Source organism: Paraburkholderia bryophila, from assembly GCF_013409255.1.
GTDB lineage: Bacteria > Pseudomonadota > Gammaproteobacteria > Burkholderiales > Burkholderiaceae > Paraburkholderia.
This window is the reverse complement of the sequence record NZ_JACCAS010000001.1, coordinates 2,599,315-2,614,833: the sequence shown is the minus strand read 5'-3', so window position 1 is coordinate 2,614,833 and position 15,519 is coordinate 2,599,315. Positions and strand designations below refer to the sequence as shown.

The following is a 15,519-nucleotide window of genomic DNA, read 5'->3' as shown; positions in this document are numbered from 1 at the left end:
GGGGGCTTCCACTACGCCGGCGGCTTCCCGGCGCTACCGGAAGGTGGCATAGTCAGCAGGCGGCTCGAAAGGACACCAGCAAACGGAATAGCGAGGTAATTTTGATTGAATCGCTGATTAAGAACCTGAACCAGGATGTCGCGCTTCTTCAACTTCGTATTGAGAGGGACAAGGACGTCGGCTTTAATGACATGTCGCGGCTACTGGAATCGATGTCAATCTGAACCGCCCCGGATTTGGTGGAGGCTCCAACTCTTGAGAGAATGGAGCCATGAACAAGTCGAACAAATTTTCTGCTGAAGTCCGGGAACGTGCAGTGCGCATGGTGCAAGAGCATCGGGGCGAGTATCCGTCACAGTGGGCAGCGATCGAATCCATCGCCCCGAAGATCGGCTGCACGAGCCAGACATTGCTGGGGTGGGTCAAACGAGATGAAGTCGATAGTGGCGAGCGCGAGGGCGTGAGCACGTCGGAACGCGAACGTCTTAAAGCACTGGAGCGCGAGGTCAAGGAACTGCGCCGCGCCAACGAGATTCTGAAACTGGCGAGCGCGTTTTTCGCCCAGGCGGAGCTCGACCGCCGCCTGAAGTCCTGAAGGCCTTCATCGATCAGCATCGCGACACCTTCGGGGTCGAGCCGATCTGCAAGGTCTTGCGGATTGCCCCGTCGGGCTACCGGCGCCATGCTGCGCAGCTTCGCGATCCGTCGCGCCGCTGCGCTCGCGCTATACGCGATGAACGCCTGCGGCCCGAGATCCAGCGTGTCTGGCAAGCCAACCTGCGTGTCTACGGAGCGGATAAAGTCTGGAAGCAGATGAACCGGGAGCATATCGCGGTGGCTCGCTGCACGGTCGAACGGCTGATGAAGCAACTGGGTTTGCGTGGCGTAATGCGAGGCAAACGTGCTCGCACGACGATTGCCGATGCGGCGGCCGCTCGCCCGCTGGATCGGGTCAACCGGCAGTTCAGGGCGGACCGGCCAAACGAGCTCTGGGTTTCTGATTTCACCTATGTATCGACGTGGCAGGGCTGGCTCTACGTGGCCTTCGTGATCGACGTGTTCGCCCGACGGATCGTCGGTTGGCGCGTCAGTTCGTCGATGACTACAGACTTCGTTCTGGATGCACTTGAACAGGCACTTTGTGCGCGGCGCCCAGGCGGCGATGGAACGTTGATACATCACTCCGACAGAGGCTCGCAATACGTTAGCATTCGCTATAGCGAGCGACTGGCCGAAGCAGAAATCGAGCCCTCGGTTGGTAGCCGTGGCGACAGTTACGACAATGCACTGGCCGAGACAATCAACGGTTTGTACAAGGCCGAACTGATTCATCGCCGCAACTGGAAAACACGGGAGTCCGTCGAGTTGGCAACGCTGGAATGGGTGGCCTGGTTCAATCATCATCGATTGATGGCACCCCTCGGCTACATCCCGCCTGCTGAAGCTGAGGCAAACTACTATCGGCAACTTGAAACACCGGTCGCCGAACCCGCATTAACTTAAACCAACCAGCCTCCACGATTCCCGGGGCGGTTCAATCCAGTTTTTTAAAGCCGTGGGTATTGCGAACCTCAAAAGCAAGAATCAGATTCGGGTGAACTTCCCGGCCATTGATGCCGCGGACGACGACAAGGATGGTGGGATTGCCGTGCAGGTCACCTCGGTCGCGGACGCAAGGAAGATCAACAAGACGATCGCAACTTTCGAGAAGAAGGACGCAGCCGGGAAGTGCTTGAAGGACGGCTACGCGGCGCTCTACATCTTCGGCTTCTGCAAAGCGTCAAGAAGTGGGACCGTTCCCAGCTACTGCCAGGTTGTGGGCCCCGACTTCTTTGTCGGCAAGCTCGTCGACCTCGATGATGAAGAAAAGGTGCAGACGATCATCGACTCGGTCCGCCGTCATGTGGACTATTCTTCGATCCACCCTTATGACGATATCGAGTGTCTCAAGATCGTGTTGGGCTATGTGGGTCGCAATGCCGTTAGACACTACATGCGCTGCGAAGGCCCCGTCGACGACATGACGAAGGGCCTCAGAGAAATCTCGGAGCTCATCGGCAAAGGGGCCGTCAACGGCAAGCAGAAATCAAAGGCCCACCATGAATTCGAAGATCAAGAGATAGGCGAGTTTCTGCGGCATGTGTTAAGCGAGATTGGTGGGATCACAGCGATCGTCAACCGTGCGAACCTCAACGGCTTCGTCTGCTTGAACCAGCAGGATATGATGGCCATCGATAAGCGGAAGCAGTCGATCGTCACATCGGCGCAGCACATTGCCGCAAGGCACGGCATTGCCATGTCGCTGGGCATGTACGAGGTCGACTAGCATCCGGCAGCTTGGGCCAACCTAATCGAGACACCAGTTGAACTAAAGCTGTATGAGAAGCAGATCCGGGAGAAGGGACGCCATGATCGACCCATTTGCAGAGATTCCCGAGGTCGTCATCGACTACGTGCGCCGCATCTTCGCAGCGGCAAACGACAAGGTGACACGAACGATGTCCGTGTATCCGTCTATGCACGAAGAGTCGCTCGACCACATTCTGGTCATGGAATTATCGTCGACCCCGCCTGCCTTTTTTGCCCGTGAACAAGTCGGCGTGTCTCTGGAGTCGCACTGGCTGGGTGGCCGGCACATGTTCGACCGTTGGGAGATCGCGGACATCGCCTTCTTTGTCATCCTCCGCCGAGCCGGTCACCTGATGGCCCGGAAGGTGGCGCTGCTTCAGACAAAGCGCCTTTACTCTAAGGAGATTCCAGTAACCCCGATTGACCCATTTGACTATCGGATCGGCATCGGCCGGCTGGTCGATCGAACCGACCCGCAGGTGCCCATGACATGGCAGCGTCGCTTCAGATTTGACGGCCAATGCACCTACGCGGCGATGACCGCAGGGCATGCTCAGGTTCAGCGCATTGATCGATACGAGGAATCGCGTGGTATCCCTGTCTACTACGGCTTCTATAATCCTTTGGCTGTTCCATATGACGCCGACTACCCGGCGTCCGATGGTTGTCCGCCTGGAGCATCGAACGAGGTAGGCATGCGGGTGTTGGCTGCGAGAATCGTCCACGCCGCGCTCGCCTCTTTGGATGCGGGAAGAGCGCCTATTTTTGACGGGCTTACGACTTCGGAGCTCGATCCAAATGACGCCGCGTCCGCACACGGGTGGCGCATCGAGAATTTCATAGCCGATGAAGTGTTGCGTTGTAGACAAGGTCGACGCTTCGATTCTACGATCGATGAGAGGTTGTCGGACTTGTTGTACCGACGTTCGGCGCCCATCGCTGCTGCCATCACGATGACGATTGACGTCGGCAGCGGCCCCTGAGGAAGAACATTTGCTGCCGGCCCCCTGTTTGACGGGCACATCTGCGTTGAATAGCCGCTTCGGCTTGTGAAAATGGGCAGTCTTGATGCCTTCGTTGGGTCGGTCTGTGCCTTTTGCACGACACGCTCCGTAGGCGGTCGTCGCCCCCGGTCGTTAGACGCAGCGCGGCGGCCACCGGTCGGCCAAGAGAGGCCGATGGCCGAGGTCGTATTCAAGGTGTGCATCGCCGGATGCGAACGGACACTGCGATGTTCGCCTTTGCACATGATTCGAGCGGATTTCGGCCGCGAAAGGGTCGGGTCGACGCGAGCTACATGCAGGATAGGTACGAGGAACAATAAATGACCGAGAGCACCATGAACGCCGCGTTGCGCCAATTCGAGACGGTTGAGGCGAATCTCGTAAAAGCGGAACGCCTGCTTGACGCAATTGACGAAGCAATTCCGAAAGGCATCGTGTTCGGCAGCAACCCCGATTATGAAAGCAACTGCTACCATTTTGACGCGCTCTATGCAGCCCTTCCAAAGATCAAAGGGTGGAAGCCGGACATTCACCTCTCGGAGTTGGACGAGATCGCGCAAAACCGCCTGGATGCCCAAGAATTGGGGGAAATCGAATGCGCGATCTCCGTCGAGCGCTCGATCGAGGAACCGTCAAAGACACTGCGGCAATATCGCATGCAATTCGATCAGATGCGCCGCGAGCTTGTGCGTGACGCATTGCAAGAACTCATTTCAGGCGTAGACGAGTGCATCCATGTTCTCTCGCAGCTACCCGAACCAACTGGAAGGCATCTCGAAGTCTCGCATCAAAAATTCGAGGTGCTGAAGCAGAACATCGCGCAGATCAACATGCTAATGGGCAGCAGCATGTCCAAGCCCCCACGATGGAACGACCTAGGCCGTCATATTCACTTCGGACTCTACGGGGATCTGCAAGACATCATCCAGCATGACTGGCCCGCTGTAAGAGCCGGGCTTCAGAAGTCTATGTACGGAGATAACGAGCCTATGCCGGTTGGTATCGAAGATCTAGAGACCTTGATCAGTGCCAAACCGAGGGGAGCTGTAGCGACCAGGCTTAAATGGGACGGCCTGAGCGGGGAGCAGTTCGAGCGACTTATCTTCGCTCTTGTCGCGTCCGAGCCTGGCTACGAAAACGCGGCGTGGTTGACTAAGACGGAAGCACCAGACCGAGGACGTGACGTATCAGTATTTCGAGTACAGACTGACACGCTCGGTGGAACCATGAGGCAGCGGGTCATCATTCAATGTAAGCATTGGCTCAGTAAGAGCGTAGGGATCACGGAAATCGCGACGCTCCGCGAGCAGATGAAGACTTGGGAGCCGCCACGCGTTGATATCCACGTCATCGCCACATCGGGACGTTTCACGAGCGACGCAATCCTGGCTGTGGAGAAACAGAACCACTCAGATAGCGCATTGCGAATTGAGATGTGGCCGGAAAGCCATCTGGAGTTGCTGCTGGCAGCAAGACCCTCTCTCATCGCAGAGTTTGGCCTGCGATAAAGGAGCAGTGGACATGCTTTATGCGTGGGTTGGTGAGCAGAAACGCGCTCCTATCGCAAAGGGAGAACGAACGACCTGCCGCGACTGCGGGGGGCTGCTCACTGCGGTCATGCCTGTCGAAAACACGCCGCACTGGCGGCATAAGGCGGGCGACTGCGATCCCTGGAGCGAGCCCGAGGGGCCTTGGCACCTAGGCTGGAAAGAGCTCTTTGACATGTCTTGTCGCGAGATCACTCTCCGAGACCGCGCGACGGGAGAACTGCACCGCGCTGACGTCCTGGTCGGTAGCGGCACCCCGCAGGCGACCGTTCTGGAACTGCAGCACTCATCGATCAGCGAGGATGAGCGAAGCGCGCGCGAGGCCTTTTATCGACGCGAGCACCGGATGTTTTGGCTTGTCCATATCCACAGCGAAAGCTCATTTCTGGGGACATATTTCGGTATGTCGCTCGACTTCAGCTCCCGCGTCATCAGCCTCGACGGCAAGGAGTTCGCTGTCATGCGTTGGATGGGTCCGAATAAGCAATTCATCGAAAAATGGAAGCGCGCTACCGCGCATGTCTTCCTCCATGCGGGCGCTCACATTTTCTACCTTGCTAGCCCCAACGTAGCTGCTCGCCTGGGAGGTCCTTTCCAGCGTGGTGAGTTCGCTCTTTGCGCCCTGGGGCGCGACGATTTCTTACGGGCCGTTCGCTGGGAAGACGGCGCCGCCTCAAATGCCACTGGTAGCTAAGGATTACTCCACACCGCCGAGGATTCTTGGTTTTACTTTCCAGAGCGCAAGCGGCCACCTTTCTACAGTCACCGGCCGTCTGAACGACGAATACAACCGTCTGCAACAGGGTCGCCTACGGACGATCATGCCCGAGTCGGGAAGATCGATCATCGTCGGCGACGAACGTCCGAGTTCCATCTTCCTCTGTTCGGCAACGTTTGCTCACGGACGCTCTGTGGTAGGTGGCGGATATTCACTCGCAAATCTAGGCTGCTACGCCGCCGCTGAGCAAGCGTCGATTAACTTTCTTCCTAGAATCGTTACGTGGACAGCAACCCACGACGTTCCGCCACCGGCCGTTCCGAGACCAGTAATGGCACCAAGTCGATCCAAATTGGCTAGTGACAGGAGGACTTCTTCGGACGGTTGCGCATCCGATTGTGGCATTTCCGGACGCCACACCGGGGCGGATGCCGGTAGATTTCCGGTAATAATCGCATCGTGCGGCGCAGTACTGCTCTGTTTGAGAACGAGGAGTACTCGAGCATCAAGACTCGACATGTTCTCGAGCATGTTGACAAACATTCGATGCGAGGCTATTTCCGGCTCTACTGACGCATTGACCAACAGATGAGCCCATAGATCTTGCAAATTGTCATCGTCCTCCAGTGATGCGGCCTGAAGAAGCGGAACGGCGAATTTTAATGGCAGGCCGTTGGGTGGCTCCTTCAACCCGCGCTCGGCCAAAAAAGCTTCGGCTCGTTGCATAAGCCGTTGCTGGCGTTCCCATCGCGCGTATCTAAGCTTGTCTTCAAAGATACCAAGGCCTTGTTCCACGGGACCGCGCACGTAGTTCGCGATGAAGCCGCCCATTGCCGTCGCCGCGTCGATTCCTTTCCCGGCTGTTTTTGCGACCTCTTGAACTGCCTTTGCCGTCTCGGTTGTGACTTCTACGGGGCCCATCGTGAAGCTCCATCAAATTCGAAGTGGATAGCCTAGCATGGAGAATTGCGAAAAGCCCGGCTCCGCGATGGCTGTTCATTTGAGGCGATATGTGGGTGAAGTCTTCTGGAGCCCAGCCATTCGGTGCTTTCTCCCCGATTCAGGTGATGCTGGGGTAGTTCACCGCGTCGATGTCTCGTCACGGGATCGGCCAGCCGGGCTTCGGTTAAAATTGATAAGCAAGCGTATATGCGATTCATGGGAAAGCGCCGCAGGGTTGGCGGGATCCAATGCCGAGGTTGACCAGGGTCTCCTGGACGTGGCTTCCGGTTGCGTGAAGGAGTTCGACACGAAAAGCTTCATTGCCAGTGACAGGTGGCTATTCGCTGCACGGTCTAGCTAGTCGCCGCAGTGCATGCGGTACGTTTGACAACAAGACACTTAGCGAATGAATATCCAGCAACTAGAAAACAAACTGTGGGAAGCGGCAGACCAGCTTCGCGCCAATTCCAAGCTTACGGCTAGCGAATACTCGATGCCGGTGCTGGGCCTGATCTTCCTGCGCCACGCCAGCAACCGTTTCGAGGCCTATCTGCCGGAGATCACGGCCAGTATCACACCGCGGGTTCCGGCCAGCCGTCGTGAAGAACTGATCAAGCTCGGCTTCCAAGGCAAGGCCGCCATCTATCTGCCGGAAGAATCGCGATTCGAGCACATCGCCGCGCTGCCGAAAGTTGCGAACGTAGGCGCAGTCATTGATGCGGCAATGGACAAGATCGAGGCTGAACATGCCGTGCTGGCCGGTGCGCTGCCGCGTGGCTATACCGCATTCGAGCCTGACCTGCTTGCCGACCTGATCAAGATTTTTGACGACCAGACTATCAGGAATGCAACTGGCGACGTCTTCGGCCGTATCTACGAATACTTCCTGAACAAATTCGCGATGACCGGCGCGCAGGAAGGCGGAGAATTCTTCACACCTCCCTCACTGGTGCGAATGATCGTCAATATCATCGAGCCGGATCACGGTCTGGTGCTCGATCCAGCATGTGGGTCGGCAGGCATGTTCGTCCAGTCCGGCCACTTCATCGAGGACGCCCGCCATCAGAATCCGCTCGATAGCGGCGTGGTGTTCCACGGTCAGGAAAAGAGCGACACCAACACCAAGCTGGCCCGCATGAACCTCGCGGTGCATGGCTTGGACGCCAGCAACATCCAGCAGGGCAATACTTTCTACGACCAGATCGAATATCTGGTGGGCAAGTGCGATTACGTCATGGCCAATCCGCCGTTCAATGTGGATGGCGTAGAAACCAAGAAGGTCGCGGGCCAGGCCGAACCCAACGGACGCCTGCCCTTTGGTCTGCCGGGCCTCAACGCCAAGACCGGCGCAATCAGCAACGCGAACAGCCTGTGGATTCAGTATTTCTATTCGTACCTGAACCTTACGGGCCGGGCCGGATTCGTCATGGCATCCAGCGCCAGCGACGCAGGCAACAAGGATCGGGACATCCGCGAGCAACTGGTCAAGACCGGCCACGTCGATGTGATGGTGGCTATCGGCAACAAGTTTTTCTACACCCGTAGCCTGCCTTGCACGCTCTGGTTCTTCGACAAAGGCAAGCAACAGTCGCGGCAGGACACTGTGCTGATGCTCGATGCACGCAACGTGTACCACGTTGTATCGGCGCGCTCGCACGTCTTTACCGAGGAACAGCTTGCCAACCTCAATGCGATTGTCTGGTTGTACCGTGGGCAGGGCGAGAAATTCACCGCACTGGTCGCCCGGTACCAGCAACAGGCGGCTGACTGGCTGGCTGAGTTGCCCAAACGCGTAGCAGCCGATACCGCAGCAGTCGAAACACTCGCGCAGAAGCTCGGCGCGTTCGCGAGTGGCGCGACGCTTGATGAATTGAACGATGGCGTGGACCAGGATGCAGTACTTACCTGGGACGTGCTGAAAGCGTACAAGGCTGATCTCATGGCGGCGCGCGCCGATTGCTCTGCGGCTGAAGCTATCGCTGCACTGCTGAAATTTGCCAGCGATGCGCGTTACGCCATTGCTGACGCGAGCACGTCCACGCTAGACAGCCTGAAATCTGTGCAGGCCACGCTGGAAGCTCTGGCTCCGCAGATCAAGACAACGGGCAAGCAGCTAGAAGCGCGTCATAAGCTCTGGTTGAAGTTGCTGGAAACGGCAGAGAAAAGTCTGCGCGCGCGATCGAGCGATGCGTTTGATGCGAAGACGATCCGTGAAGCCCGGCGCGCACTGCTCGCTGCTGACGCTAAGAAGGAAGAGGAATCCACCGTTCGTGACCGCATGCTGGAAGCCGTGAAGCAGTCCGGCTATTTCATCTCTCAGGGCCATTGGCTGCTGTCGCGGTTTCCTGATGGCATGTTCGCTGCCGTACCGGGGCTGTGCAAAGCGGTGACGCGGGCAGAGATTGCCGCGAACGATTATTCACTCACACCGGGGCGGTATGTAGGCCTCGCTACAGCGAACGAGGAGGATGAGGTGGATTTCGTTGAGCGTCTGCGCGAAATTCACGATGATCTGACGGAATTGAACGAGAAGGCCGTTGAGCTAGCAGAGCGGATTGCGGGCAATTTTGAGGAGTTGCTGGCATGAGCGCACTCCCACGCGTAGCAGTTGGCAAGCTATTGGATGACGAGGTGCTTCTTGCTGTTCAGGATGGGAACCATGGCGAGATTCATCCCACAGTCGCAGATTACGTGGATTCTGGAATTCCGTTCGTTATGGCTAGTGACTTAAACGACAACCAGCTTGACCTGAAGAGATGCAAATTCATCACGGAGGGAACGGCATCGGGGCTGCGCAAGGGCTTTGCAAGGACCGGTGACGTGCTGCTGACACACAAAGGATCGCTTGGGCTCACTGACGTAGTTGGCCCTATCGAGGCCCCGTTTTTGATGCTGACGCCTCAGGTGACATACTACCGTCCGGACCCAAGTAGGCTTGATAGCCACTTTCTGAGGTATGTCTTCCGCTCGCCCGAATTCCAAGGGCAGATGGTTTCGCTTTCTCGTGAAGGAACTAGGCCTTACATCGGTATCACGGCACAGCGGGACTTGCAGATTTTGATGCCCGAGTTGGACTTGCAGCGCCGTATCGCATCCGTGCTCAAATCCTACGATGACCTCATCGCTACGAACCAGCAACGCATCAATTTATTGGAAGAAGCTTCCAGCCGTTTGTATCGCGAGTGGTTCGTGCATCTACGCTTTCCTGGCCATGAAGTCGTTCACGTGGTGGATGGCGTGCCGCAGGGGTGGGAGAGGAAGCAGCTTTCTTCAGTTGCGAAGGTCAACGAACGCAGCATCGGCTCGAAGGAGAGCCCCGACGAGTTGTTCTACATCGACATTTCCTCGGTGTCGCCCGGCGTCATCCAGGAGGTCACTCGCTATGACTTCGCAGACGCGCCCGGTCGCGCCCGCCGCCGTGTTGCGCATGGCGATGTAATTTGGTCGTGCGTTCGCCCGAACCGGCGCTCGTATGCGCTGGTCTGGGAACCGGCAGAAAAGCTGGTGGCTTCGACGGGGTTTGCCGTGTTGTCCGCAAAAGCTGTTCCGTTCAGCTACCTTTATTTCGCGACCACGACGGATACCTTCGTCGGATACCTGGAAGCGAATGCAACGGGCGTTGCGTATCCTGCCGTCACGGCCAAGACCTTCGAGGATGCCGAATTGCTCGTACCTGACGACGACACACTGGATGCGTTCAGTCAAGTGGTCCTGCCGCAGCTCGAACAAATGGAAACACTGAAACGACAGAACAAGGTACTGGCGAAAGCGCGTGATGTGCTGCTGCCAAAGCTGATGTCCGGCCAACTCGACGTATCCGGCATCGCGCTGGCGGAGCTGGACGCAGCCTGATTGACAATTCACCAGCGGCGGAGAGCCGCGAGGAACCTCACACGGGAAAGCTTTGATATGGGGAAGTCCGAGTACAGCGAAGACAAGATGATCCAGGAGGACACCGCTCGTATCCTCAACGAGGAGCTTGGGTGGACTTCGATCAACGCCTACGACGAGGCCGAAAGCGATGCAGCATTTCTGGGGCGCAGCTTGCGTTCCGAAGTAGTGTTGACCCGTGACGTCTTGGCCGCGCTCAAGCGTATTAATCCGGGCCTGCCAGACGCCGCTTATAGGCAGGCGCTGGAACAGGTTCTGGCGCACGATCACAGCAAGACGCTGGTTGCCATCAATCAGGAGAAATATAACCTATTGCGCGACGGCGTCTTGGTCCACTACAGAGACAAGGCCGGCCATATGGTGCATAGCCGTTTGTCTCTGATTGACTTTACCGAAGCCCACGCCGACAACAACGACTTCAAGGTCATCCGCGAGTTGTGGATTCGCGGTCCGATCTATACCCGCCGCCCGGATGTCATTGGCTACGTTAACGGCCTGCCGCTGGTGTTCGTGGAACTGAAGCGACTGGATGTGGCCGCCACCGATGCCTACAAGAAAAACTACCGCGACTATCGCGGCTGGGATGCCACCGACAAGAAAGCGGCCGTGGACGGCACCATCGAGAGCTTGTTTCACTGGAATCAACTTGTGGTGATTTCCAATGGCGAGGAAGCCAGATATGGAAGCATCACGTCCACGAGCGAGCACTTCTACCAATGGAAGCGTCTCGACGAGGACGATCCCGAACTAAAGAAAACCGAGATGCAGTTGCCGCGCCTGCTGCACGGCATGATGCACAAGGAACGGTTGCTCGACCTCGTGGAAAACTTTGTCCTGTTCGATGCCAGCGAGGGCGCGATCAGCAAGGTCGTCGCGCGCAACCATCAATTCCTCGGCGTGAACCGTGTCATCGCCCGCCTGAACGCCGACGATGAAAGGGTGCGGGCCGAACTAGCCGCCGGGCAACTCGGAGTGTTCTGGCACACGCAGGGGTCAGGCAAGTCATATTCGATGGTTTTCCTGACCGAGAAGATTCATCGTAAGCTGTCGTCGGCCTACACCTTCGTGATTGTCACCGACCGTGCCGAGCTGGACGAACAGATCTCCAGCACCTATACGAACTGCGGACGGGCGAACGCCAAGACCGATCAGGCGAAGAATAGTGCCGCGTTGCGCGCGATGCTGCGCGACGGCAATCGCGGGTATGTGTTCAGCCTGATCCAGAAGTTCAATGAACGGGTGGAGGAGGCCTATTCGGAGCGCGATGACATCATCGTCATCAGCGACGAGGCGCACCGATCCCAGTACGGACGGTTGGCCCTGAACATGCGTAAGGGTCTGCGACGCGCCAAGTTCCTTGGCTTCACCGGCACGCCGTTGATCGCGGCAGCGGAAAAACAGCTCACTCGCGAAGTATTCGGGGACTACGTCTCGATCTACGATTTTCAGCGTGCCGTGGCTGATGGTGCGACCTTGCCACTGAAATACATCAATCGGGGCGAGAAGCTGCGGATCGTTGACTCGAAGGTGAGCGAGCGCATCGCCGACTATATCGACGAAGCTAGGCAGAACGCCACGGCGGAAGACCCGTGGACTGATGAGAAGGAAGACAAGCTCTATCAGAAGCTCGCGGGTGAATACGTCATCTTCACTGCGCCCACCCGGCTGGATCAGGTCGCGCAGGACTTCGTCGAGCACTATTCCGAGCGCCGCAATGCTGTGAAAGACGGCAACAGTAAGGCATTGCTGGTCTGCATCGACAAGATCACCTGCGTGAAGATGTACGACCTGATCGCGGACAAGTGGCGTGCTAAGGCCGACAAGCTGGAAGTAGACATCGTGGCCGACGAAACCTTGTTTTTCCAGAAAGGTAAGTCGTTTCCAGCGCTGCTAGTTCAAAAGCGTGAGCGCCTGACGTGGATGCGTGAGTGCGAATTCTGCGTGGTGGTGTCGTCGGAGCAAGGCGAGATTGAGGAGTTCAGGAAGTGGCGCAACCATCGTGGCGAGCCGCTGGATATTGCGCCGCACCGTGCCAAGATCGTCAATCGCGATCTGGAGCGTGAGTTCAAGAAGGCTGAAAACCCGTTTCGCGTGGCGATTGTCTGCGCCATGTGGCTGACCGGCTTCGATGTGAAATCCCTCGCCACGTTGTATCTGGATAAACCTATGCAGGGGCATACGCTGATGCAGGCCATTGCCCGTGTGAACCGTGTCGGCGGCGGGAAGGCCAACGGACTGATCATCGACTACAACGGCATGATCAAAAGCCTGCGCAAGGCGCTGGCAACGTTTGCTCAAGGTGACCGTGGAGAAGGGGGCGGCAGCAGTGAAGGTGAGCAGGCGTATTTGCAGAATGAAGCCGAGGCCCTAGCCGAGTACGCATTGAGCTTGCGTCAGGTATCCGAGTTCCTGGCCGATCTGGGCTTTGACCTAGATGAGGTGATTCAGGCCAAGGGCATGGATAAGGGCGCGAAGATCCTGGAGGCCGTCGATTTACTGGCATCGACGGACGAGCGCCGAAAGACGTTCGGTGTCCATGTGCAGGATATTCAGGCCAAGTATCGCAGCCTGTTCCCGAGTGCCGGCCTGTACTATTACGACGATCAGGAAGCTGCGCTCAACGCCATATACAACAAGCTGCAAGCGGCACGTACCGCGCCAGACGTGACGGCGCTGTTGCAGGATTTGTACGATGTGGTGGATACGGCCGTGACGACCGAGCCATCACCGACTAGGACGACGAAGGAGTACGAGCTTTCCAAGATTGACTTCAATCGCCTGCGCGCCGAGTTCCGGCAGATCAAGCAGAAGAATATCGTCGCCATGAACTTGATGGAGAAGATCGAGGCGCGGCTGAAGGATATGGTCGTGCAGAATCCGACGCGGATCAAGTTGTACGAGCGCTATCAGGAGATTATTGCCGGATACAACAAGGACAAGGATGCCACCGAAATTCAGAAGGTGATGGACGACCTGTTTGCCATGTACGATAACCTCGATGAAGAAGCCGTGCGGTTCCAGCGCGAAGGCTTGGACAACGAGCAGCAGTTGGCCGTATTCGATCTGTTGCAGAAGGACACTTTGACTCCAAAGGAGCGCGAGGCCATCAAAAAAGTGGCGACCGAGCTGCTGGCTAAGTTGGAGAAGGGCCACCTATTGATGGACCACCTGCGCGATCTGGCGACGAAGCAGGCCAAGTTGAAAATGGAGATTGAAAACCACCTGTGGGACAGCGAGATGACCGGCTTGGGCTATACCGCGGCCGATATCGTAAACAAGTCGCAGGCAGTGTTTTCGCACCTGTTCGCTACGGCAGGAGATGGATCGAGGGTGCTGCATTAACTGTGAGAATGCCGACATCCTCAGGTTGTGAGGATTTGACTCGAACACTCGACTTACTATTAAGAACCGGACAAATTTCGCTGTGGAGGCCCAGCGACGATGCAGACAGTGTGTGAATCGTTGTGTATGTCCTGGGCGCGATAGTTAGGTTGGCGCAGCGAATCAAAGTTGGGGGCACTTTTGGGGGCATCTCCGCCCCCACCGTCCGGGTTCGGTGAGCAATTTTTCGGTCAGGAGTTCGATCCTTCATTTTCCTCGGCAACAGCAGCCGAAGGGGGAACCGTGCATGCTTCAGGGTTCAAACTTAATCTTCGCCTGCTCGAGCATCCACACTTCAATCTTGTCATGCCACATGCGTAGCAGATCAAGAGGGCGACGCCGGTAGTGTTTCTCAGCAATTGCGGACGGCTTATGCCCTTGGATTTGGGCGACAACGCCGACGGGAACCTCGACCCACTCCGACAGTGTGCCGAATGATCGGCGCAGGCCATGCAGCGAAATGTGCGGCAAACCTGTCGGCTCCAACGCGCGATTATGTGCATGACGTGGTTCAGCAATTTTCCCGTCCGACGAGGTCTTGCTGGCAAACACCCACTTGGACGGCTCCCACTGCTCGCCCCTCTGTGCCCGGCGCGCGATTTGGCGATTGTTGGGAGGGATCTCGTTTAGTCGTTGAAGGTTCAACAATAGGCTTGCCAAGTATGGAGTGAGCGGAATAGTGCGACCGCCGGTGCCTTCCACTTTGTCGTTCATCGTTAGGCTACGCCACCTGAAGTCCAAGTCTTCCCAGCGGAGTGCAGCCAGCTCCTCTCGACGGGCCCCTGTGATTAGAAGGCCTTGCAGGTACGCGCTAATAACTGGATTCGCGATGCCGCGTACCGCACCGAACCAAACCGACAACTGCTCGCGTTGCAGGCAATCATCCTTCGCGGCACTACGAGGGAGAATGCCTTTGACCTTTGGCGAAGCATAGGCATCGTGCGGGATGATGCCTGCATACGTCTCGTGAGTGTCGCACCACCGAATGAACGCTTTGAAGAGACCGAATGCATGCCCGGCATTTGTTGACCCACGAGGTATTTCTCCCTCGAGCCACTGGGACATAGATGTTGCCGTTATCTCGGTCAATTTGAGCGGCATGAGCGGAGCCAATGGCCCACGAACTTTTTCTTTGCCCCCGCGTTTTGCAATCCCTCCGCCTGGCGACGAGAGGTTGACGTGGTCGAGGATGTATCTCTCAGAACGAGGTTTTTTCGTTTTGGGCGAGATCCTTGTTCTCAGATGCTCCAAGTAATGGCCCCACGCTTCGTCGACCGTTACGTCCTGGCGGCGCTTTGCTGCCTGTCGGGCTACGTGCGCGGCCCTCTGCTCCGCCTCTTGTTCGCGTGGATCAACACCACCGTCAATAAGCGTCTGGAGACGACGAGCTCGCTCCTGAGCCTGGTCGATCGTCCAGCTCCTCGGATTGCCGATCGTAATCCGCACGGTCGAGCCATGGATCTTTCCTTGGAAAATGTAGGCCTTGGCTTCGCCCGCCGTGGCTCGCAGGCCGAGCCCAGGCGTCTTGCTGTCCCAAAGAAACGACTGCGACTTACCCTGTTCGCAGCGATGCGCCTCTACCCGAGCCGCAGTGAAGTTTACCTTCGCCACCTAACCTCCTCGTTCGAAAGCCGGCAATCCCATGTAACCGCCGTGTAACCGGATTATGCGGCAACAAAGGTATGCA

General features: G+C 57.1%; 10 protein-coding genes and 1 other annotated feature. Of the genes, 8 read left to right on the top strand and 2 right to left on the bottom strand.

The features are described from left to right. Positions 1-271: 271 nt before the first annotated feature. The 5 genes from GGD40_RS11585 to GGD40_RS11565 all read left to right on the top strand — a co-directional run bounded on the left by GGD40_RS11585 (position 272) and on the right by GGD40_RS11565 (position 5,594). A protein-coding gene (locus tag GGD40_RS11585) for an IS3 family transposase (RefSeq protein ID WP_179703322.1) occupies positions 272-1,503 on the top strand; the annotation gives its coding sequence in 2 pieces (ribosomal slippage) (positions 272-560 and positions 560-1,503; 1,233 coding nt in all). Then, positions 550-666 (top strand) — a sequence feature (AL1L pseudoknot). Its footprint overlaps the gene before it by 117 nt. A gap of 34 nt (positions 1,504-1,537) precedes the next feature. Further along, positions 1,538-2,326, top strand: a complete 789-nt coding sequence (locus tag GGD40_RS11580; protein WP_179744927.1) for an SMEK domain-containing protein — start codon at positions 1,538-1,540, stop codon at positions 2,324-2,326. A gap of 82 nt (positions 2,327-2,408) precedes the next feature. After that, entirely contained in the window at positions 2,409-3,332 is a 924-nt protein-coding gene (locus tag GGD40_RS11575) for a hypothetical protein (RefSeq protein WP_179743786.1), read from the top strand. Between the two features lie 341 nt (positions 3,333-3,673). Then, complete coding sequence (locus GGD40_RS11570; protein ID WP_179743785.1) at positions 3,674-4,861, top strand: restriction endonuclease; 1,188 nt, start codon at positions 3,674-3,676, stop codon at positions 4,859-4,861. A 13-nt stretch (positions 4,862-4,874) separates the two neighbouring features. Further along, positions 4,875-5,594: a competence protein CoiA gene (locus GGD40_RS11565; RefSeq protein ID WP_179743784.1), complete on the top strand. Its 720-nt coding sequence runs from the start codon at positions 4,875-4,877 to the stop codon at positions 5,592-5,594. A 255-nt stretch (positions 5,595-5,849) separates the two neighbouring features. Here GGD40_RS11565 and GGD40_RS11560 read toward each other — a convergent pair whose 3' ends face one another. Continuing rightward, positions 5,850-6,539 carry an Abi-alpha family protein gene (locus tag GGD40_RS11560; protein ID WP_179743783.1) on the bottom strand — a complete coding sequence of 230 codons (690 nt, stop codon included), beginning with the start codon at positions 6,537-6,539 and terminating at the stop codon, positions 5,850-5,852. Positions 6,540-6,966: 427 nt separating this feature from the next. On the opposite strand from GGD40_RS11560, the gene GGD40_RS11555 reads away from it, so the two are divergent. Genes GGD40_RS11555 through GGD40_RS11545 form a run of 3 tightly spaced genes read left to right on the top strand, consistent with a single transcriptional unit; the run spans position 6,967 to position 13,793 of the window. Continuing rightward, on the top strand, positions 6,967-9,147 hold the full coding sequence (locus GGD40_RS11555) for a type I restriction-modification system subunit M (protein ID WP_179743782.1): 2,181 nt from the start codon (positions 6,967-6,969) through the stop codon (positions 9,145-9,147). Further along, positions 9,144-10,412 carry a restriction endonuclease subunit S gene (locus GGD40_RS11550; protein ID WP_179743781.1) on the top strand — a complete coding sequence of 423 codons (1,269 nt, stop codon included), beginning with the start codon at positions 9,144-9,146 and terminating at the stop codon, positions 10,410-10,412. Before GGD40_RS11555 ends, GGD40_RS11550 begins: the two co-directional genes overlap by 4 nt. 57 nt (positions 10,413-10,469) lie before the next feature. After that, on the top strand, positions 10,470-13,793 hold the full coding sequence (locus tag GGD40_RS11545; RefSeq protein WP_179743780.1) for a type I restriction endonuclease subunit R: 3,324 nt from the start codon (positions 10,470-10,472) through the stop codon (positions 13,791-13,793). A 291-nt stretch (positions 13,794-14,084) separates the two neighbouring features. On the opposite strand, the gene GGD40_RS11540 is transcribed toward GGD40_RS11545, so the two are convergent. Beyond that, positions 14,085-15,443 (bottom strand): tyrosine-type recombinase/integrase, encoded by a 1,359-nt coding sequence (locus tag GGD40_RS11540; protein WP_179743779.1) that lies wholly within the window; start codon positions 15,441-15,443, stop codon positions 14,085-14,087. Positions 15,444-15,519: the final 76 nt, after the last annotated feature.